The sequence below is a fragment of the Pseudotabrizicola sediminis genome, from assembly GCF_004745575.1.
GTDB classification, from domain to species: Bacteria; Pseudomonadota; Alphaproteobacteria; order Rhodobacterales; family Rhodobacteraceae; genus Pseudotabrizicola; species Pseudotabrizicola sediminis.
The window spans coordinates 549,045-568,466 of sequence record NZ_RPEM01000001.1 but is presented as its reverse complement, the minus strand read 5'-3'; the positions used below and the strand labels follow the sequence as shown (position 1 = coordinate 568,466).

The window sequence follows — 19,422 nt, the reverse complement described above, 5'->3', positions numbered from 1 at the left end:
GTAGCTTCCGTCACTGTCCGATCTTCGGGGGGTAGCTCAGATGCAGGAGCGTGGCCAGCTTATCCGCCGAAAGCTGCCTGAGGAAGTGCGTGCTCTCCAAGAACCTCTGGCGCGGGCGCTTGGGCAATTCGGGCATGACTTCTTTGTTGAAGGTTCAGACGGCATTGGGCGCAAGACAGAGTTAGCTTGGACACGCTTTTGCTCAAAGGAGATGTCTCCCCGACCTACAGACGGCTTCTATGCTGTTGTACACTTTTCGACCGATGGCTCGGGCGTCAACATTGCTGTCGGATGCAGTTCGTCCAAATTCCACAACGGCTATTCAATCGTCTTGCCGCTAGAGGAGTTGGACCTTCGGCAGCACCGCACCCCCAGCCGTGGTCTTCCGCTTCTCCCGCGATCGCGGCTGGGAACAGGCGACGCGCCCATGCTGGCTGATGCCCGCCTTACGGCAGATCTCCGCAACTGGCGTTCCGTCTTCGCCCTGCTTGATGATGAACGCCTTCTGCGCGTCCGTGAAATTGCTCGCTTTCATCCGATTCCTCTCCTCTCCCAGCCAGGAAAGCGTAGCGGAAAACTCCAGCTTCAAACGGTCCAGTTTCCGGGGATCAGATCAAAACGCAACTGCCGTCGCCGTGCTAATCATTACTAATACTTTCAGAGTTTGTCTGTCAATTTCCACCACACCGAAATCTTGGGCCACTGCAACGCATGGGATTGCCACACTCCAAGGGAATGCCAACACTGCTCTTGCTGCAAATTTAAACATCTATCACCTCATAAAACTAAAGCACCAGTGGAGAGATCGAACTCATCCCACGTCTACCCAAGATTGCTCTCCTTCCATTTACAAAGTATAAGAAACAGATCGTCGAATGCTTTCCGAAAGCTTCGCCGCCTTTCTGTTGATGTCAACATGGTCAATGTAGTCTCGCCTTGCATTTGCAATGGAAGTTTCCGTCGCGCCAGGAGGATTTGAAATTGACATTCGCCCAAATATGCATTGCAGAAATAGGTTAAACGCTTCAGCCTTAGTTATGTCTTTTGCGATGGAAAGCCCGGTTTCCGACTTCCACCATGTGTCCAGTCCGTGCTGCAGTTCTGATCGAAGACGCGCCCTAATCTGTTGCGGCACTTGATAGTTGTTACCGTCCGTAACTTTTACTCGCGGAGATGCAACCGTCAGATTGGCTATATTTTCAAGCGTTGCTCTCCATTCAAGAAAATTTGGGTTTGAGCTTTTCTCAAGACTGGTCGTACTTCCAAGAAGAAGCCAAAGCATTGGCGCTTCATCGTGCTCGGCACCTCCTTGAATGTCTAGTGCGCTGAGGTGGTTCAGAAGCCTCTGAGCTGACTTTACAATCTTCTGTAATTCAGCGATTTCGCCATTTGACAGAAATTGATCCCAAAAAACTCTGAACTGGACATATCGGCCAACTATTTCCCGTAATTTTTTGATCGCAGCTGGTGATAGACTTCGAGCTTCTATTCCTTTTTCTCTCCATCCGCGGTCTATGATTTCGGAAACAGCATTCATCCAATTTGGACTGCCCGATTTAAAAAAAAGGCTCGCGAAGCCATTCGTCGGGACGAACGCGCTCCCAAGGCATACAATCTTCGTTGCGATTTTGCGTCATGTTTATTCCTGATGCGAAGAAGGCTGATAGCATGACGACGAGTCTGACTGACAAATGCCAAACCGCCTGTGTGGCGTTCCGGAAGGAGCGAGATCGGCCCAAAAAACCTGGTCATCCCGCGATCACGGCAATCAGGCCAACATCTCCGCGCTGCCGAAGCCGTTGTTCAGACTTTCTTTTACTAGTGAAACAGCGCAAGAGGCAGGAAGCTGACAGTACCGTAGGTTCGAGAAAAAGTTCCCTCGCTTGCAGAAAGCAAGCTCACAATCGCGAAAAACCTCGGCTCTGTTGTGCCATCCCCTTCCGTAAGTGTTACGATATTCTGACCACTGGGTTTATCCATGAAGGGAGGAACTGTGTCCACGGTTCCGGCAATACTAGAAAACCTTCTGTTTATTTCGGTAATAGAAAAATCGGCACTGAATAGGCACTTGACAATAAATGTTTCGGAGCTGGCAAACTTGGTGATGTTCCAACTGCTTCGATCAGAAAAGATAACTTCGGGGATCTCCTTTGAAGTTGATCTTTGAAAAAATGGAAGATTCATGATCTGATCTATAGAGGAATATTCTATTTTGTCGTCAAATAGACATCTCTGGGAAAAAGTCTCGGTAAATCTATCGAGCCTAGAATCATCCGCGTTTGCAGTCCCGATTTGCACCATGTATCCAATCAAGATAATGAATAACGCGGTTGTGTAATTGAGAATGCCAACGATGTCTGAATTTTTTTTCAGTTGCATTTGCTTATCCTTATATCTCGCTGGGAGAGAGATCATTTCTTTTTGTATTGTGTTAAAGCTCATGACAGGTCTTCATCCCTTTGACTTTGCTGAGGAGAATGCTCACCGCTTTGAAGCTGAGAAGGCACATCCGTTGGCGTCCCTTCCTGAAATCGAGAGTTTCTGATCTGCGATACGGCCTTCAAACTGCGTTCGACCAACTGGAAAGCCCCAGTTTATCTGACCGAGCAGGGTCCGGCCGCGCAACTGCCCGGAAAATGCGCCGCGCAGGCCTTGGGAGTTTTCCGCGCGGCCACGATAAGTTGATCCGCCTGCATGGGAAACCAAAAGCGTACCATTGATTGTTACCTGCCCCAACCGGCTTCTGGAGCCGCATCGAGTTGTAAAGTTCCAAGGGCCCGCCATTTGTCCGGGGGTCAGTGCAATCGGGGGAGGTGGTTCATATGCAGATGCGTTGGAAGGTTCCGTGAGCCAAGCGTCAAGTGCCTGCTGGGTGATAAGCCTGAGTTGCTCAAGTTGTGCTGCCGAGAGATAGCCAGTTGGTATCTTGCCTTGCGCCTCTTGCCATTCTTCAATTGCGGCCCGCGTGCCCGGCCCGATCGCGCCGTCGACACCGTTCGGATTATGACCAAGAACGAGTAAGCGAGCCTGTAGATCTCTGATCGCTCTGCGGTCCAGAGACAGCGCGGCCTCAGTGGCAGCGTTTCCATCAGGTAGGCGTTGTTCCTTATCGCCGGTCGCAGAGTTGGCTCGCGCATCTGCGACTAATGCATCTACAGAGATGGAGCCGGTCGCTGTAATCGAAAAGTTTATTGGACCATTAGCAAATTGCATTGGCAACGGGGCGCAGGTATCAAGTCCGCCGACCATGGCGAGGTATCTTGCACGTGTATCTTCATTCGGCGCGCCGCCATCCCTCAGCGACGGCAGGCCGGTCACTCGGCCTTGAGCGTCTATCATCGCCACGAGATCAAGCGCCGGTCCCGGGCTGTCAGTAAGAGCATTGGTAAGGCAAGCTACGAGGGGATCGACTCCAGCTGCATCAGCTTGGCGCAATCGGGCGCTGAGATTGGCGACGTCGATCCCCGCGACCTCGTCCTCAAGAAGCACTGCGACGGCGAGATCGGAGGACGGGTACTCGGCCACGATACGGTCCAAAATCGACCGCATGATTTTCAGCTGGTCTGCCGGGGTGTCCGGGCCCTCATCGAGTGCCGCTGCCTCTCGGGCCAATGCTTCGGCTCCCGCCGCTCCCTGCGCATCGACAGGCGGCGTCAGTAATATGGCTAGTGTAAGGAACGCGGCGAGAGCCAGATTTTGCACGCACATTCTTCGATATAGCTTAATCCACATGGGTCTGGCTCACTATGTCATAGCCGTTTCTGGTGGTGCGAAGGCACGTTGTGAAAGTCAAACCGTCTGCCGCCGATATGGCCGAAAGCGCGTCCCCGAACGGCGTTTTCTCAGTTAACCAAATGCGATAGGTCACTGACCATTCGCAGCTCGACCCGACCACCTCGCGCACCGAAAGGATGCGTATATCCTCAATCTTCCCGACAATGGCCGATGCGAGACCAGGTTCAGGATCTTCGATGAAATAATAGCGATTGAGTGTAGACCAAGACTTCAGAATGAACGAACCGTAGCCAGCTTCGGTGCCTGCTACCTTTGTGATCTCATCCTGCGGAAGCGCGCCAAACACAGCGATCGCGAGAACTTTTGACGGCTCAGATTTAAAGGGGAAGGCATTCTGATAGCCCAAAGTCACCTCTGCCGGGCCGCCAACGAGATCCTTAATGATCTGGCGAACTGCGTCCTCCCCAGTTTCCGAAGTCTCAAAGCTTCGAGGCGCGCGAGCCGGGGGAGGGGCATCCGGTTCTTCCGCCGCCGCAACATCGGCAGTCTGCAGGGGCTCCGCCACAAATCCGCCTTCCACAATAACTCCATTCAATCCTTTTATGAAGCGGATGCGTTCGACCGATCCGCCCAGGTAGTCGACGATCGAAAGGCTCATCGCAGCCATGACGCACGTACCGATCCGGCGATAGTCGTAGGGCGCGGGCCGGGTCCCCACCTGCTCGCGGAACTCCATGCGACACGTATAGCCAACCCGAAGCGCGCCTTTCGCCGAGGCTGCGATAAGGCGCTGCGCCGCGTCTGGACCGATCTTAAGTCGCAGTCCGGCCTGCTGTGCTCCAGCGGGATCAAATCGCTCCATCTGGCCAGTTCCATGCAATGCCTCCAGTGCCGAAACGGCCGACAGGTTCGACAGATTGCAGATCTGGGGCAGGCTACCAAACGCTGTGATATAGGGAAGGTCGACTTTCATGACACCCAGACGCGGTCCCCATGTCATCTCATCGAACGACGTTGCAGAAAAGAGCAGATCGTTCTTTACGCAGACGCGAAGGCTGCCCGATGTCGGATCGTACTCGCCTGCGAAGGCGGGAAGATCGGGCGTTTCGACACTGGGTGTGTTCTTTGTATAGTGGGCGGCAAGAGTAACAATTTCTGCCTCGGCGGCACTGTCCGCCATCCGCGCGTTCTCATCGTGGACGCCTGCCGAACGCAAAAGTGCAGCAATTTGCACCGCGCTGGCCTCGGCCAGACGCAGACTGTCGGCAACCGTCGCGTTCGGGGCAGGCGCTCCCGCGTTGGAAGATCCTATGAGAGGTCCAGTTACGGGGTCGGCATCCGCTGCGGCGATGGGAAATGAAGCGTCGGACGGGGCAAGAGGCACTGCCTCGACATAGGTCTCACCGCTGACGAGGGTGGCTTCAGCAGGTAAGCCGGATTCCCGGATGATCTCCGAGAGTCGGACGGCATCGTTGTTCGCCACCGCCCGGGCAACGACGGCGTACCACCCATTCGCGGCGCGGAACACCCGGACGCCCGGAGCCTGCGACCGCAGGCTGGTCGCGAGAGCAACAGCCTCGGCGCGGTCGGCGCGTGAATGGGTTTGCAGCCAGCTGAAGCCTGCCGGAGCGAAATATGACGTTGCCCCTTCGGATGTGCCGCCGCAAGTTTCGGGGAAAAGCGGACCCCAGGTCGCGCAATCTTCGAGCCAAAACGCTTCGCTGGCGCTGACAACGTGACGCTCGATCCGCCAATTCCCGCCGGATTCGCTCCGCAGGAGCGCGCTTATCTTAGTTGGATTCGGGTCCATGGGTTGGACCTCGCCTCGGGCGAAGCCAGGTGTCGAGCGCAAGTCGATTTCCGCTCCGCCGGGTCGGCGGGCGTAGACATCCGCATAGGCAAGAGCGCTCTTCACCCGCAAGTCGATCACTGTGAATTCGACAGGCGGGCCGAAGATCGCCTCAGCAATAGGCCGCATGGCCTGAATGACCGCTGTTCTTTCCTGATCTTCAGCCGGCAGCGGTATCAGAGGGCTATTCAACTCGATTGATGCAGATTCTGCCCCGTCAAACCACGCTGACCAGCTTCGCCGCAGAAGACTGCCGTCCGCACATTTGACGAAGCGATTGCTGGGCATATCGCTTCCGTCGCCGGAAACCTCGCGGAAGCTTTCATTCGTCTCCACGTCTAGCGTCCACGAAGCATCGAACTCCTCTGGCCCCTCAGAGCAACTGCCTCGGAAGAGAGTGACACCGCCGCGAATGTCAGCTCGGCGAGCAACGCAGGCTCCATGATAGCCGCGTGTAAACATGCCGGGACGCACGATTCGCTGGACGTCGTACACGATCGCCTCATCGATCGCCTCTCGTGCGCAAAAGGCCGGATCGCTGACATACATTCCTGGCAAAAGCGGATCATTGGATCCTAGCCCCCTCGGTATGGCCGCTCCTGCGCAGGGAGCTGAAAGCCCATCCGCCAGAGCGAGCGCCTGTGTCGTCGCCGCATCGGGCTGACCTGTCGGGGCAACGCAATGCTCAGCCTGAAATGCCATGAGCGCATCGCGCGTCTGCGGGCCCGGATAGCCATCCATTTCCCCTGCGTCGTATCCAAGCGAATTGAGCCTGTACTGCAAGCCGGCAAGGTCTGTGATGAAGTCGACTGCACCCCAATCGCGACCTCGACCGTTCAAGCCTTCGGATGCCTGCGGTTCAGAAATCCCTACATAGCGTCGAGAAATGAACGCGCCGCCTGAATCAAAATCCACAAATGCCACAGCGACCGCAGTTACTTCGCAGGCCCTGCATGGCCCTACGAAGGGCACGATTTCCACGAAGCGCTGCCCTCCGCCTGGGAGAAGCCGGTGCGCAACCTTGGTGTCAATCGGTATGACCTTTGGCTGTCGGTTTAAGACTGCCAGACTGGTGCCGTCTCTAAACGCAGTTTGCAAATTGCTGGGACCGGCCTCTGCACGCATTACGCCAACCAGACCATTCACATAGGCAGGCTGACGAAACCATGCCGATGCGCCAGGGTTGATGCCGCCGGTTCGGACGAGATCTATCACACCCAGTTCTACGAATGTCGCTGCCAGTACGTCAGAGGAGCTGTCTCCATAAGCCTCGAAGAATGCCATTTGAGGGCCGGATAGCCCATACGGCGCAAGGGTTTCTGCGGTGCTTCCACGCCAGTCTCCAGCTTGCAGTTTCCATACCTGATGATCTGGCGGCACCACAATTTCAGGCCCCCAAGAAACACTTGCCTCGACCTTTGCCGCATCGTCGGTCCCCTGCGCCGACGATGCGGCGTCAAGCAGGGCGAAATCGATCCCTGGCACGCGACGCTCAATGATCGCACGTGCCTGCCTAGTGGTCGGGTGGTCGCGCACGATTTGTGCGAAGGTCGCGGCAACTGAAGTGTAGATGCTGCCGCGTTCTTCCTCGGATCGGGAGGCTGCTCCGAGATAAGCGCTAAACGCCTGAACAAATTGGGAGTTGACGTTATCGTCTTTGTCGGGCGCTTCCGCGTCATCGGCGAGCACCTGCGGCGCTTCGACACTAGCAATCCCATCATAATCAGCGATACCGGGGCAGGCGCTCATCAACCTAGTTTGGTTCGCCCCTGTGACAGGTAAGGCCCGCACTCCCGGTTTAAGCTTGTCAAAAAGCGCTGCGGCCGCGTCTCCCGTCGCCCACCCGATCACTCCGAAACGATCTGCCACACTGCTACGTTCCTCTTTGCCCACACCCCAAACGATCCAGGGCAGGACGTCGAGAATAGTGTGGACAACCAAGTCCTCGTCCGATGCGTAGTTGAATGTGCCGCTGTTGATCCCGTCGTTGACGAACGCCCAGTCTGTCGCGGTCCGAGAGAAGACGTATTCGCAGCCATTCTCGTGAACATATTTCCGGATGTCGGCTGCGTCATATCCGGTCGCGTGAAAGGAGGACTTCTCCGGAGGGAGAAGTCTCCAACCGCTCTGCCCAGCCACATCCACCATCTTCGGATTCGCGGAATGCTGGACGCGCTGATGGATATTGCGCGCGTCACTGAACAGTCGCAACTCATCCATCGTCAAACCAACTTGATCTGCGAAGGAAGAAAGTGCCGCCGCGGCTATTGCGTTTCGCAAGGCTTCCGCATTCTCGCCCCGCCCCACGCCGGATAAAAGCTCCAAGAAGCTTGCACGCAGCCAGTCCGGCACATTGGCGGGTTGAAGGCCTGCGGAGAGGGCAATCGCAAGTCCGAGGTTTTCTGTGGTCGGCCTCCATGGCTTGCGAGCGGCAGCGGCAATCCGACGTATATCATCTCCGGTAAACCGCTCACGATAGGCAGCATAAGCCTGAGCCTCGCCCAGCGACGAGTAAAGAATAGGGGGCGGTGCGTTCCTTGCCGCATCCGCGCCGTTTGTTTCAAGCTCGCCGAGCGCGGTGGTCGTCCGAAGGATTTCCACTGCCAAATACGGCGAGTCTTTTCCCCAATTCATCGCGGCCACACCCCAGTCAAGGGGATTTGTAATTGCAGAGAACGGATTGATGTTACCGCCTCTTCTTACCCCGCCGACGGCCTGCCGATATGCCTGAAGTGCGCCGCTCGTATCGCCGCGATGATGGGCGACGAGGGCATCGAGAGCATGGGAGAAGATCGCCTCGACAGCCACTTCATCGTCGCCTCCCACAGCGCCTCGCATAGAGTCCGAAAGGCTTTCCCGCGCCAGATCGATCACCCGACGGCCGCGAACTCCGCCAACTAAAACACCGATTTCCGCAGCAGAAGCGATATTGAGGGCGGTTGCCACCAGGGCGCGTCTCTCGGCCTGTGCCAACAGGCGTGTGCCTTGATAGATCTCGACTGCCTCATGCGTGCGGTCGAGAACCTTACCCAGCAAGACACTTGGGTCCCTCCCTGCACTCTGGAGGTCATACATCTCCACGATGGCGGCCTTCACTGCGGCAGACAACGGCGACCGAAGGCGAACGTGAACATCGCTCATCGGTGGGCTGGCAAATAGCATCTTTGTCGCCAACTCAGCCGCTATCTCGACGATAGCGTTCTCGACCATACTCTCAGCCGCGTTCACACCAATCGACGTCAATGAGCCGCTGACATCCGTCGCACTGTGAATAAGCCGTTCAAGATCCCACCCAGGCCACGTAGCCAGAATGTTCTGCACATTCTGGGACCCGAAGGTTTTGATGATCCGCTCCGCGATCTCGACTTGAAGCGCCTTTTCAGCCGCCGAGGTGTCAACGCTACTTATGATTTGTGCATAAAGATCTCTCGAAAAGTCTTGAAGAACAGCACCTTTGAGGTCTTGGGCTTGAGCCTCGCCCAGCGAAGCTCCGACCATCATTGCCGCCCAGAGAACGGCGAACTTTACTCGAGTTTTCATCCGCTAACCTCTCTCGCCGTCGGCTGGTAGAGTGGTGTGCCATGAGTCTCTGGCGTCGACGGGATGGCCGCTTGCCGCCTTGGCACACGCGACGCACAACTTGTCATGATGTTGTACGTTTCGACCAAAACGGCGAATTCAATCAATCTGCCCCACATCCCTATGCACCGAACCGACGAACTTTTCCCGCGAGAAAATTATAGGTTGGAAGGTGCATATCGTCGACCGCAAGATCCAAAACGCCAAGGAGAGTAGCCGTGTAACCGCATCTTGCCAAATTGCCGCCCTTCCGATGCACGCTTCCGTTGCTTTCGCACCAAACTGCTCCAAGCGGCGCGATCTGTAACATCTCGCTAACAACTCGCCGAGGGTCAAATAATGTTATGAGCGTTATGGACATGCCGAAGGATCCAAAGTTTTCGGCCGTTGTGTCAAGCCTTTTTGGCCTAGGTCGGACCTTTCGGGTCAGCTTCAGGACAAAGATCTGTATGCCACGGTGCACATTATTCTATACATTGGAGCCAACCACATACGCGCCGAAATCTCTGCCCTTTTGCCTTGGTACCGTAAGGAGCGAAAGCTTTGCGTCTTCGATTTGCCACACCGCTGAAGCCTCACAGCCTACCAAGGCTGGTCAATTCGGAAATCCAAAGGTCTCTCAAAAAGATACTTGATTCACTTTACTAAACAGGCAATCCTCGTGCGCGAGGCAGAGACATTGGAACTAGACAAGATTTGTACACTCTTAAACACATAAGTCCGACCTTTTCCGGCAAGCTTTTTGCGGTGGCAAGTTGCTCGACAGCGGTCTTTGTGGTCATACTGCTACGAATCCTGGCGGGAAGCCTGGCCGTAGTTTCTCAGAACCCAGTAGAAAGCCTCATTCTGGGCGGTGCATTTTCGGCTGCACTTGCCGTGGTTGCGCCAACTTTCTTCTTCACAGGTTATGTCTTGGGTACTTGTGTTGCATTCTGTCATAATTTTCTTGCGACATCTGTGAATTTGGTCAAGGTTGAAGAAGGAAGTTTTAAATTCAAATAGGAGAGATTAATGCTTAGATTTCTGATTAACTCGTACTCTGCTTTGGTTGAAATTGGATTGTGGCTGATGTTCATCAGCTACGCTGTTGCGGGTTACTTCATTGGAGGATTTGGCGGACTTCTTTTCGGTTTGATCATTGCATTCTTATTTGGCGTATTCTTTGTTGCGCCATTCGCTGCGCTTGATGATATCCGAAAGTCCACGCTTCGTCTTGAGAAAATGGCAAAAGACAGTATACTCCGATCTGTTTCAACTGTCAGTGAAGGTGGAGGTTTGATTTCGCCCAATGCAGTTAACACAAAAGCATCATCGTCGATGGCCGCGGATCATAAGAGAGCTAACGGAGTCGTTGAGCCAGGCGACCGGATAAAGATATTTAACGGTCGAGAGATCATCAAGGAAGCCGATGGCGTCTCGGTGGACGGTGTTAAGTACTCTGGTGTTTTGGCAGCAGAGCGTGCCATTAATGACGAGGCCAGTAAAGGATAGATGAGGTCGGCGTTGTTGCAGAACTTAGCGGTGAGGCGTGGCTCTCCCATGCCCACGTGAGTTCATGCGACACGGACGATTTCCGCGATGCCGAGTGCGTTGAAGCGGTTGATGAGGGCGACGCGGTTTTGGATATTGACCCCAATGCCAACGGATCCATCTCTTCTTTTGGATAGGTTGCGAGGTCATATTGATCCATCCGTTTGGCCCTCACAGTGTATTGCCCAAGCTTCCATGAGGCAGCGCCGTCTTTCAAGGGCATCACTTCGACGGTATGCACGCTCAGTTGAGTCGCCAACGGTGTGCGCCAAGGCAGCTTCGGCGATCTCACGGGGAAAATCTGTTCGGTCGCCGGCCCAATCTCGAAAAGCCGAGCGAAAACCGTGGACGGTGTAGGCGTCGAGTTTCATGCGCCGCATCAGCATTGCGTAGGCCATTACCGACATAGGTTTGTCGACTTTTTGTCCGGGGAAGACATAAACCGAGATCTGCATCGCCTGCATCCTTTTAAGAATAGCGATCGTAGATGGCGATAAGGGGACCCGGTGCTCACGAGCGGCTTTCATTCGTCTGGCGGGAACTGTCCACACTCTTCCTTCAAGATCAATCTCGGACCAAGTTGCCTCACGGACTTCCCCGCTGCGCGAAGCCGTGAGGATCAAGAATTCTAAGGCTCTGGCCGAGACTCCCGGTAATACCTGCAACTTCTTAACGACCTCACCCACCTTGTCGTAGGGGAGTGCCGAATGGTGCCCCCGGGAAAGACGCTGCCGCTCGGGGAGAACATTTTTAAGGTGGCCCCGCCAAAGAGCTGGGTTTTCGCCAACTCGCCATTCCTTTGCCTTGGCGTAGTCAAGCACCCGCTCAATGCGCCCACGAAGGCGTGAAGCCGTCTCGGGCAGTCTAGTCCAAATTGGCGTTAGAACAGAGAGCACTGCCGTCGTGTCTACCTGGGATACGCGTTTGTCATTTAGCGCGGCGGCATAGGTGGCGAGGGTTGATCGCCACTGGGCCCTATGCTTTGCATTGCGCCACTGTCCCTCCATGGAATTAAGAAAGTGCTCCACGCACTCGCTGAAGAGCGGCTCAGCCTCCCTTTTCTTCTCGACCAAGGGGTTGCGTCCCTCCGCGATTGTCTCGCGGTGCTCAGCTGCCATCTTCCTTGCGCGGGCGAGGCCGACGGCGGGGTAGGGGCCCAGCCCCATCTCAAATCGTTTGCCACTGCTTCTCCAAACGAACGCCCAAGATTTTGCTCCAGTCGGCTTCACACTGAGATAGAGGCCGCCACCGTCGCTGTGCAGGCCGGGCTTTTTCTCAGCCCTGCATTTTGGATCTGACAGCTTATTTTGAAGACGTGACATGCAATCGTCCCTAACATTGACCCTAACTTTGTTTAGGGATGCTTAAGGATAGTGGTAGACTCTCAGAGACTAATGCGTCAAGAATACACTGAAAACATTGTATAACTTTAACACAGAGAGACGCCTTGGGATGCAAGTGTTGCGGACACCGCTTCCGCCACCAACTGCCCTCGGGCCGCTTACCTTGGGGTCAGGTGTGGATTTATCCCGGTATCCGGGGGGGACGCCCGGGATTTGAGCGCCGAGACAGCAGGGCACGGGTCAACCGTCAGGCGCAGGTGCCGCGCGGGTCAACGGATGGCAAAGATCGGGACATGAACGCAACTCACGCACACAGATTGTCCGTCGCACCGATGATGGACTGGACCGATCGCCATTGCCGGGTGTTTCACCGGATGATGTCGCGCCGCGCCATGCTGTATACCGAAATGGTGACGGCCCCGGCGATCCTGCACGGGCCGCGCCCGAAACTGCTCGACTACAGCGCGGTGGAGCATCCGGTGGCCTTGCAGCTGGGCGGGTCGGTGCCCGGGGAACTGGCGCAGGCGGTGCGGATTGCGCAAGGCTGGGGGTATGACGAGATCAACCTGAATGTCGGCTGCCCGTCAGACCGGGTGCAGTCGGGGTGCTTTGGCGCGGTGCTGATGGAACGCCCGGCGCTGGTGGCCCAGTGCATGGCGGCAATGATCGCGGAATCGGCGGTGCCGGTGACGGTGAAATGCCGGATCGGGGTGGATGACCAGAACCCCGACCACGTGCTGCCCGATTTCATCGACACCGTGTCCCGCGCCGGGGTGCGGCATTTTATCATCCATGCCCGCAAGGCGTGGCTGCAGGGCCTGTCGCCCAAGGAAAACCGCGAGATTCCGCCGCTGGATTACCCGCTGGTGCTGCGGATGAAGCGTGATTTCCCGGATCTGACCATTTGTATCAATGGCGGGGTTTCAACCCTGTCACAGGCGAAAGACCTGCTGGATCAGGGGCTGGACGGGGTGATGATCGGGCGGGCGGCCTATCACGACCCCGCCGCCACGCTGATCGGTGCCGATGCGCTGTGGGGAGACGATTTTGCCCCCGACGCGCACCGCGTGGTGCAGGACATGAAGCCCTATATCGCCGCGCATCTGGCGGCGGGCGGGCGGTTGCACCAGATCACCCGGCACATGCTGGGCCTGTTCACCGGGCGGCCCGGCGCACGTGGTTGGCGCCGCGTGCTGTCAACCGGGGCCACGCGCGACGGCGCGGGGCTGGACCTGCTGGATGCAGCCCTGTCGCAGGTTCAGGCAACGGCGGCCTGACCCCGCACCACCCGGCCCGCGCCAAAGCGCTGGCCAAAGCCTGCGGCCAGCTGCGATGCGGCAAAGAAGCCGATCGCATTGACCGCAAAGGCCAACGAAAACCCGGTCGGCGACAGGCCGAAGGCTTGTGTATAGACAAACGGGCCCGAGGCGATGAAGACGAAAAAACTGGCCATGGCAAAGCCGCCAGGAAAGGTCAGCGCCATGAACGCCCGGTCGCCAAGCAGGCGCTTTGCGCCGCGCATTCCATCGGCCATGTCAAAGCGTTGCCGTTGTGCGGCGGGCAAGGTCTCGCTCAGCACAAAGCAGATCATCCGCAAGGACAGCAGGGCGGCAATCGCCAGCATGCCAAAAAGCCCCACCACAAGCGCGGGTCGCAGCGAAGTGGGAGGCATGGGGAGCGACTCGCAGGGTCAGAGGTGCGGCTCTGAAACACCTTTCTGGCAAGATTGGGCAGCCATGCACTGGCCCCGGCACGCGCGGCGCAGTATCAGCACCCTGCGGCCCGGTGACCGCGCGACAGTTCAAGGAGCCTTCCATGCCCGACGCCAGCCTTCTGATTCCGATGATCGCCCTTCTGGCCGTGATCGGGGCTTTTGCCGGGGTGATTGCCGGTCTTCTGGGGGTCGGGGGGGGCATCGTGCTGGTGCCGGCGTTCTTTTATGCCTTTGGGTATCTGGGCTATGGCGGGCCGCAGCTGATGCAGGTCTGTCTGGCCACCTCGCTTGCCACCATCGTGGTGACCTCGCTGCGGTCGGTTCTGGCGCATCACAAGAAAGGTGCCGTGGACTGGCAGATCCTGCGCACCTGGGCCCCGGCCATCGGCGTGGGCGCGGTGATCGGGGTGTTTACCGCCACGGCGCTGAAATCGGTAACCCTGCAGGCGATCTTCGGGGTGCTGGGTATCATCGTGGGCCTGTATATGGCCTTTTCCCGGTCCGACTGGCGGCTGGGGTCCGAAATGCCGAAGGGCGCAAAGCGCGCAGGACTTGGCGGCATGGTCGGATTTCTGTCGGTTCTGATGGGCATTGGCGGAGGCAGTTTCGGCGTGCCGCTGATGAGCCTTTACAACACCCCGATCCACCGCGCCGTGGCAACCGCCTCGGGCTTTGGCATGACCATTGCGGTGCCGTCGGTGCTGGTGTTCCTGTTTCTGCCGGTGGGCGGTGCGCCGCCTTATACGCTGGGCGCGGTTAACCTGCCCGCTTTTGCGCTGATCTTCGCGATGACGATGATCACCACACCTTGGGGCGTGAAACTGGCGCATGCGATGGACCCCAAGCCGCTCAAGCGGGTGTTTGCCGTGTTCATCACGCTGGTCGCGCTGAACATGCTGCGCAAGGTTCTGGGCTATTGACCGGACCCACGCGCCTGACGGACCGGGGGTGGTGCAGAACCGGCCCGCACCCTGCCATCACGGCCTGGGCGCAGGCGGCTTTGCCGGTGGCGCAACACGCGATCGGCGCCAGTGCCGAGCCCTGGCGCTGTGGCGGCACGTGGTTTGTGGGCGTTGATGCCTTGCCCAACGGGCCGGATGGCGCGGTGGCGGGCGTGGGCTTCCCATGGTCTGCCCTGCCGCTGGCCCCCGTAGCGCTGCACCGGGGCCAGCTGTCGGTGATCCGGCCCGGTTATCCGCAGCCATCGCCGGACGAGTCTGCCGCCGCCTTTGCCTTTCGCCAGACCCGCGACGCCGCCCATCTCGATGGGCTGCTGCCCGTCGGCCCCGACCGCCGCCGGATGATCCGTGAACCGCATGGCTGGATTCTGGGTCTGCCGCTGACGGACATCCTTGCGTCACCGCTGGTGGTCTGGGAGGGAAGCCACAAGATCATGGCGGCGGCACTGGAAGCAGCCCTGCGCCCGCATGCGCCCGAAACCTGGGCCGATATCGACGTGACGCAGGCCTATCAGGCCGCCCGGGCGCAGGTGTTTGACAGCTGCCCGCGCGTTGAGCTGCCCGCGCGCCCCGGCGAGGCGACCCTGCTGCACCGAATGACCGTTCACGGCGTAGCGCAATGGCAGGGCAGCGAACACGGCTACCGGATCATCGCCTATTTCCGTCCGCTGCTGGCCACAGTGGCAGAGTGGATTGCGGCCCCGTAGCGCAGGGGGGTGTCAAGCCGCGCGTTCCGCGCCGGTGCCCGTCCCGATGGGGTCAGCCCTGAAGCCGCGCGGCGCGGCCGCCCCGGCGTGTGGCGATGCGCGGCGCGCGGGCGGGCAGCTCTGCCATGATCGCGTCGCGCGCGTCCGGTGACAGGCGCGACCACATCGTGATCTCGTCAATGCTGCGCAGACAGCCGACGCACAGACGGGCCTCGGGGTGGACAACGCAAAGCTTCACGCAAGGCGAGGCGATTTCATCCCGTTTCCAGATCTCGTCCGTCACTGTTCCTCCAGCCTTGCCATATACGTCATCCGGTCCAGCGCCCCTTGCAGGATATAGCTGGCGGCGACCTTGTCGATCACCTCTTTGCGACCCTTGCGGGACGTATCCGCCTCCAGCAGCGCGCGTTCGGCGGCAACGGTGGACAGGCGTTCATCCCAGAAGGTTATCGGCAGGGCAGTCAGCTTTTCCAGATTGCGGGCGAAGGCGCGGGTGGATTGCACGCGGGGGCCTTCCGATCCGTCCATGTTCAGCGGCAGGCCAAGGATGATGCCTGCCGCCCCGCGCGCGGTCAGCAGCGCCAGCAGGCGGGTGGCATCAAGGGTGAATTTCTCGCGCCGGATCACCTCGACCGGGGTGGCGACCGAGCGGCGCAGGTCGGACAGGGCGACGCCGATGGTCTTGTCGCCCAGATCAAGCCCCGCAATGCCGCCGGTGCGGGGCAGGGTGGCGACGAATTCGGCGATGTCGGCCAGAATCATTTTGACACGCTCATTCGCCCACCCCGGCCTCGACCGCAGCCTGACGCAGGCCAGACAGTTCGACCGTGCGCCCGGCAAAGCGGGTTTGCGCCTCGGCATAGACCTCGCGCGCCTGATCGGTGCGCCCGATCTGCGCCAGCGAGGTGATCAGCCGGGCCCAATCCTCTGCCGGGCCGCCATCCTGCGCAAGGCGCGCGCCCAGCTGATCGACCATGCCTTCGATCATTGCCTGACGCTCTTGGGCGGTCAGCTCGGCGGCGGCGGCGATGTCTTCTCCTGTGGGCCCGGGGGCGGTTGTCGCGGGTGGCAAGGTGTAGCGGACACCGGCGCGGGCGGCGATCTCTTCGATCTGGCTGCGGATCGGCGCGACCCATGGTGCGCCGGGCGGGCTTTCGGCCAGCAACCGCTGCCACAGGATGAAGGTGCGGTCAAAGCGGCCGATCTGTGCGAACATGGTGCCGGTGTAATAGCGCGCGGTGCCATTGCGCGGGTCTGCCTCCAGCGCCCGGACCAGCGCCTGTTCCGCTTGCGGTGAAACATAGCCACCCGCAGCCATGATCATCAGTTCGGCATGGGCCGCATGATCCTCGGCGGTGGCGGCAGCGCCCTTGAGCGTGATGAGCGCCGCCTGTGCGTCCTTGGCCGCTGTCAGATTGCCCATCGCGGCCTCATTGCGGGCCAGCAGTTCCAGCCCGCGCTGATCATCGGGGCGGTCCTGCACCGCCTGGCGCAATTTGGTCATCAGCTCCAGAAAGGACGGGTCGACACCAGGGCGTGGGGCGGGGGGGATCTGCGCTTCGGCCTCGGCCTGCGCGGGGCGGTTGGCGCGAATTTCTTCGGCCATCGCCAGACGGGCCTGCAGCGGCAGATCCGGATAGCCCGGCGCGCCCAGGCGCCAATAGCCAAAGACGCCCGCCGCAAGGACCAGAACGATCAACACCGCCACAGCGGACCCTGCGTGCGCTTGCGGGGCCGGGATGGTCTTGTCCGCGCTGCGGTCGGCATCAAGCAGGCGGCGCTGGATTTCGGTGCGCAGGCGCGCGCCTTCATCGGCAGGAATGACGCCACGCGCGATGTCGCGTTCGATCTCGGTCAACTGGTCGCGGTAGACGGCCAGATCAAACTCATGCGCGCCGCGCTCGTCGGTCCGGGCGCTGGTCATGGCGCGCAGAAGCGTTGCCAGAATGCCAATCACCAGAAGGGCCGCCGCCGCCCAGAATCCCCACGCCTCCATCACACCGCCCTCTTTTTGCCTGCCCCCTCATGTAAGGGGTGATTGCCCCGGACAAAAGGCGCGAATTGGCCGCAGCGTGATCTGCGACATCCGCCTGCGACAGCAATCGGGCGCGATGTCGCAATTTTCCCTGTTGTGCCGCTTGGGGTGGTGGCGCCAAAGCGGTATGGGTTCACACAGAGCATGGGTAACCCCGCCGCCGCTTACCGAAGGAATGGTCAGATGAAACGCTATTCGGTCTTTGCCATCGCGCGTGAGGCGCTGACCCACCATCAGGGGTGGGAACGCGCATGGAAATCGCCGGTGCCGAAGGCGTCTTACGATGCGGTGATTATCGGCGCGGGCGGGCACGGGCTGGCCACGGCCTATTACCTTGGCAAGAACCACGGCATCCGCAATGTGGCGATCATCGAAAAGGGCTGGCTGGGCGGCGGCAACACCGGGCGAAACACCACGATCATCCGCTCGAACTATCTGCAGGACCCGTCGGCGGCGATCTATGAAAAGGCGCGCTCCTTGTATGAGACGTTGTCGCAAGAGCTGAACTACAACATCATGTTCAGCCCGCGTGGCCTGCTGATGCTGGCGCAGACCCATCACGAGGTGCGGGGCTATCTGCGCACGGTGCATGCCAACAACCTGCAAGGCGTGGTGACCGAATGGATCGGGCCGGAGCGGGTGAAGCAGCTTGTGCCGATCATCAACATCGACGGGCCGCGATACCCCATCCTCGGCGCGCTGTACCAAGCGCGCGGGGGCACAGCGCGGCATGATGCGGTGGCCTGGGGCTATGCGCGCGCCTGTTCCGAAATGGGAATGGACATCATCCAGCAATGCGAGGTTACCGGGGTCCGGTCTGAAAACGGGCAGGTGACGGGGGTCGAGACGACCAAGGGATATATCGGCACCAAAAAGCTGGGCATCGTGGTGGCGGGCCATTCAGGGCAGGTCGCCGATATGGCGGGTTTCCGCCTGCCGGTGGAATCGCTGGCCCTGCAGGCGCTGGTGTCGGAACCGATCAAGCCCTGTATGGATGTGGTGGTGATGGCCAACACCGTGCATGGCTACATGAGCCAGTCCGACAAGGGCGAGATGGTGATCGGCGGCGGCACCGACGGGTTCAACAATTATACCCAGCGCGGGTCTTTCCACCACATCGAAGAGACGTTGCGCGCTCTGGTTGAGACTTTTCCCATGATCTCAAGGCTCAAGATGCTGCGGCAATGGGGTGGCATCGTGGACATGACCGGGGACCGTTCGCCCATCATCAGCAAGACCCCGCTGGGCAACTGCTTTATCAACTGTGGTTGGGGCACCGGCGGGTTCAAGGCGATTCCCGGTTCCGGCTGGGCGATGGCCGACCTGATGGCGCGCGGCGAGCCGGGACCGCTGGCGACGGAGTTCGACATGTGGCGCTTCCGCGAAGGGCGGTTCATCGACGAGTCGGTGGCGGCCGGGGTGGCGCATTGATGTTTTTCGGGAACCAGACCGCGGGCATCCGAGTTTCCTTTGCAATCACGTATTGCAAGGAGGACCAGTCATGGCCGAACCGCGAATTCCACCAACGACACCACTCGGCGCTCCGCCCCACACCACACCGGGGGCCTATCCGACCAACACCAACACCACCTCGACCCAGGTCCGCGAGACCAAGCCGACCAACTGGTTCGCCTATCTGCTGGGCGCGGCGGTCGTTGTGGTCGGCATTGCCGCCCTCGTGCTGTCTGGCGGCGATGATGCCACCACCACCACACCTGCCGCCGTCAACAACGGCGCGGTGGAGGCTCCAGCCACTGTCCCGGCACCAGATGCGCCCGCAGCAATCACGCCTGATGCAACGGCTCCGGCAACCGCTCCGGCTGCAACACCCGACGCAACCGCTCCGGCAACAACGCCTGATGCAACTGCCCCGGCACCTGACGCCGGCACCGCTGTGCCGCCGGCATCCGGCAACTGATTTCCGACGTCTTACGACTTCCCTGCAAGGCGGGCGCTTCATAGCGCCCGCCT

The 19,422-nt window shown here is 59.2% G+C and carries 16 protein-coding genes and 2 pseudogenes; 8 read left to right on the top strand and 10 right to left on the bottom strand.

The annotated features are described in order from the left end of the window. Positions 1–40 precede the first annotated feature (40 nt). A pseudogene (locus tag EEB11_RS19915) lies at positions 41–337 on the top strand (MrcB family domain-containing protein); the annotation flags it as partial. Positions 338–430: 93 nt separating this feature from the next. Here the strand turns inward: EEB11_RS19915 and EEB11_RS02650 are convergent. The 5 genes and pseudogenes from EEB11_RS02650 to EEB11_RS02625 all read right to left on the bottom strand — a co-directional run. Then, positions 431–535: pseudogene (locus EEB11_RS02650) on the bottom strand (transposase); the annotation flags it as partial. Positions 536–847: 312 nt separating this feature from the next. Then, on the bottom strand, positions 848–1,537 hold the full coding sequence (locus EEB11_RS02640; protein WP_135428835.1) for a hypothetical protein: 690 nt from the start codon (positions 1,535–1,537) through the stop codon (positions 848–850). A 281-nt stretch (positions 1,538–1,818) separates the two neighbouring features. Further along, on the bottom strand, positions 1,819–2,379 hold the full coding sequence (locus EEB11_RS02635) for a hypothetical protein (protein WP_135428834.1): 561 nt from the start codon (positions 2,377–2,379) through the stop codon (positions 1,819–1,821). Between the two features lie 102 nt (positions 2,380–2,481). Further along, entirely contained in the window at positions 2,482–3,732 is a 1,251-nt protein-coding gene (locus EEB11_RS02630; RefSeq protein ID WP_135428833.1) for a peptidoglycan-binding domain-containing protein, read from the bottom strand. After that, positions 3,722–9,124 carry a peptidoglycan-binding domain-containing protein gene (locus EEB11_RS02625; RefSeq protein WP_135428832.1) on the bottom strand — a complete coding sequence of 1,801 codons (5,403 nt, stop codon included), beginning with the start codon at positions 9,122–9,124 and terminating at the stop codon, positions 3,722–3,724. The genes EEB11_RS02630 and EEB11_RS02625 overlap by 11 nt, the downstream gene beginning before the upstream one ends. A gap of 735 nt (positions 9,125–9,859) precedes the next feature. On the opposite strand from EEB11_RS02625, the gene EEB11_RS02620 reads away from it, so the two are divergent. Both EEB11_RS02620 and EEB11_RS02615 read left to right on the top strand, forming a co-directional pair. Next, positions 9,860–10,165 (top strand): hypothetical protein, encoded by a 306-nt coding sequence (locus EEB11_RS02620; protein ID WP_135428831.1) that lies wholly within the window; start codon positions 9,860–9,862, stop codon positions 10,163–10,165. A gap of 9 nt (positions 10,166–10,174) precedes the next feature. After that, the gene (locus tag EEB11_RS02615; protein ID WP_135428830.1) at positions 10,175–10,654 is read left to right on the top strand and encodes a hypothetical protein; all 480 of its coding nucleotides are present in this window, start codon (positions 10,175–10,177) and stop codon (positions 10,652–10,654) included. 185 nt (positions 10,655–10,839) lie between these two features. Here the strand turns inward: EEB11_RS02615 and EEB11_RS02610 are convergent, their stop codons facing one another. Next, positions 10,840–12,015: a tyrosine-type recombinase/integrase gene (locus tag EEB11_RS02610; RefSeq protein ID WP_135428829.1), complete on the bottom strand. Its 1,176-nt coding sequence runs from the start codon at positions 12,013–12,015 to the stop codon at positions 10,840–10,842. Positions 12,016–12,368: 353 nt separating this feature from the next. Here EEB11_RS02610 and dusA point away from each other — a divergent pair, with 353 nt between their 5' ends. After that, on the top strand, positions 12,369–13,313 hold the full coding sequence (dusA, locus tag EEB11_RS02605) for a tRNA dihydrouridine(20/20a) synthase DusA (protein ID WP_245298747.1): 945 nt from the start codon (positions 12,369–12,371) through the stop codon (positions 13,311–13,313). Here dusA and EEB11_RS02600 read toward each other — a convergent pair. Further along, positions 13,295–13,708 carry an MFS transporter gene (locus tag EEB11_RS02600; RefSeq protein WP_135428827.1) on the bottom strand — a complete coding sequence of 138 codons (414 nt, stop codon included), beginning with the start codon at positions 13,706–13,708 and terminating at the stop codon, positions 13,295–13,297. The genes dusA and EEB11_RS02600 overlap by 19 nt on opposite strands. Positions 13,709–13,851: 143 nt before the next feature. On the opposite strand from EEB11_RS02600, the gene EEB11_RS02595 reads away from it, so the two are divergent. Further along, on the top strand, positions 13,852–14,670 hold the full coding sequence (locus EEB11_RS02595; protein WP_135428826.1) for a sulfite exporter TauE/SafE family protein: 819 nt from the start codon (positions 13,852–13,854) through the stop codon (positions 14,668–14,670). Then, the gene (locus EEB11_RS02590) at positions 14,667–15,416 is read left to right on the top strand and encodes a hypothetical protein (RefSeq protein ID WP_245298737.1); all 750 of its coding nucleotides are present in this window, start codon (positions 14,667–14,669) and stop codon (positions 15,414–15,416) included. Before EEB11_RS02595 ends, EEB11_RS02590 begins: the two co-directional genes overlap by 4 nt. Before the next feature lie 52 nt (positions 15,417–15,468). On the opposite strand, the gene EEB11_RS02585 is transcribed toward EEB11_RS02590, so the two are convergent. From EEB11_RS02585 to ccmI, 3 genes are read right to left on the bottom strand one after another with little or no spacing between them, the layout of a single operon-like run. Continuing rightward, positions 15,469–15,699, bottom strand: coding sequence for a DUF1289 domain-containing protein (locus EEB11_RS02585; protein WP_135428825.1), 231 nt, complete (start codon positions 15,697–15,699; stop codon positions 15,469–15,471). Continuing rightward, positions 15,696–16,178: a Holliday junction resolvase RuvX gene (ruvX, locus tag EEB11_RS02580; protein ID WP_135428824.1), complete on the bottom strand. Its 483-nt coding sequence runs from the start codon at positions 16,176–16,178 to the stop codon at positions 15,696–15,698. The genes EEB11_RS02585 and ruvX overlap by 4 nt, the downstream gene beginning before the upstream one ends. A 10-nt stretch (positions 16,179–16,188) precedes the next feature. Further along, complete coding sequence (ccmI, locus tag EEB11_RS02575; RefSeq protein ID WP_135428823.1) at positions 16,189–17,412, bottom strand: c-type cytochrome biogenesis protein CcmI; 1,224 nt, start codon at positions 17,410–17,412, stop codon at positions 16,189–16,191. A gap of 222 nt (positions 17,413–17,634) precedes the next feature. Here ccmI and EEB11_RS02570 point away from each other — a divergent pair, with 222 nt between their 5' ends. Further along, the gene (locus tag EEB11_RS02570; protein WP_135428822.1) at positions 17,635–18,882 is read left to right on the top strand and encodes a sarcosine oxidase subunit beta family protein; all 1,248 of its coding nucleotides are present in this window, start codon (positions 17,635–17,637) and stop codon (positions 18,880–18,882) included. A 70-nt stretch (positions 18,883–18,952) separates the two neighbouring features. Beyond that, positions 18,953–19,369, top strand: a complete 417-nt coding sequence (locus EEB11_RS19760) for a hypothetical protein (RefSeq protein ID WP_210134366.1) — start codon at positions 18,953–18,955, stop codon at positions 19,367–19,369. Positions 19,370–19,422: the final 53 nt, after the last annotated feature.

Bases quoted from the DNA above. Each gene is read 5' to 3' on its own strand.
- EEB11_RS02640 (WP_135428835.1), bottom strand. From the start codon at position 1,537: ATGAATGCTGTTTCCGAAATCATAGACCGCGGATGGAGAGAAAAAGGA.
- EEB11_RS02635 (WP_135428834.1), bottom strand. From the start codon at position 2,379: ATGCAACTGAAAAAAAATTCAGACATCGTTGGCATTCTCAATTACACA.
- EEB11_RS02630 (WP_135428833.1), bottom strand. From the start codon at position 3,732: ATGTGGATTAAGCTATATCGAAGAATGTGCGTGCAAAATCTGGCTCTC.
- EEB11_RS02625 (WP_135428832.1), bottom strand. From the start codon at position 9,124: ATGAAAACTCGAGTAAAGTTCGCCGTTCTCTGGGCGGCAATGATGGTC.
- EEB11_RS02615 (WP_135428830.1), top strand. From the start codon at position 10,175: ATGCTTAGATTTCTGATTAACTCGTACTCTGCTTTGGTTGAAATTGGA.
- EEB11_RS02610 (WP_135428829.1), bottom strand. From the start codon at position 12,015: ATGTCACGTCTTCAAAATAAGCTGTCAGATCCAAAATGCAGGGCTGAG.
- dusA (WP_245298747.1), top strand. From the start codon at position 12,369: ATGATGGACTGGACCGATCGCCATTGCCGGGTGTTTCACCGGATGATG.
- EEB11_RS02600 (WP_135428827.1), bottom strand. From the start codon at position 13,708: ATGCCTCCCACTTCGCTGCGACCCGCGCTTGTGGTGGGGCTTTTTGGC.
- EEB11_RS02595 (WP_135428826.1), top strand. From the start codon at position 13,852: ATGCCCGACGCCAGCCTTCTGATTCCGATGATCGCCCTTCTGGCCGTG.
- ruvX (WP_135428824.1), bottom strand. From the start codon at position 16,178: ATGATTCTGGCCGACATCGCCGAATTCGTCGCCACCCTGCCCCGCACC.
- ccmI (WP_135428823.1), bottom strand. From the start codon at position 17,412: ATGGAGGCGTGGGGATTCTGGGCGGCGGCGGCCCTTCTGGTGATTGGC.
- EEB11_RS02570 (WP_135428822.1), top strand. From the start codon at position 17,635: ATGAAACGCTATTCGGTCTTTGCCATCGCGCGTGAGGCGCTGACCCAC.
- EEB11_RS19760 (WP_210134366.1), top strand. From the start codon at position 18,953: ATGGCCGAACCGCGAATTCCACCAACGACACCACTCGGCGCTCCGCCC.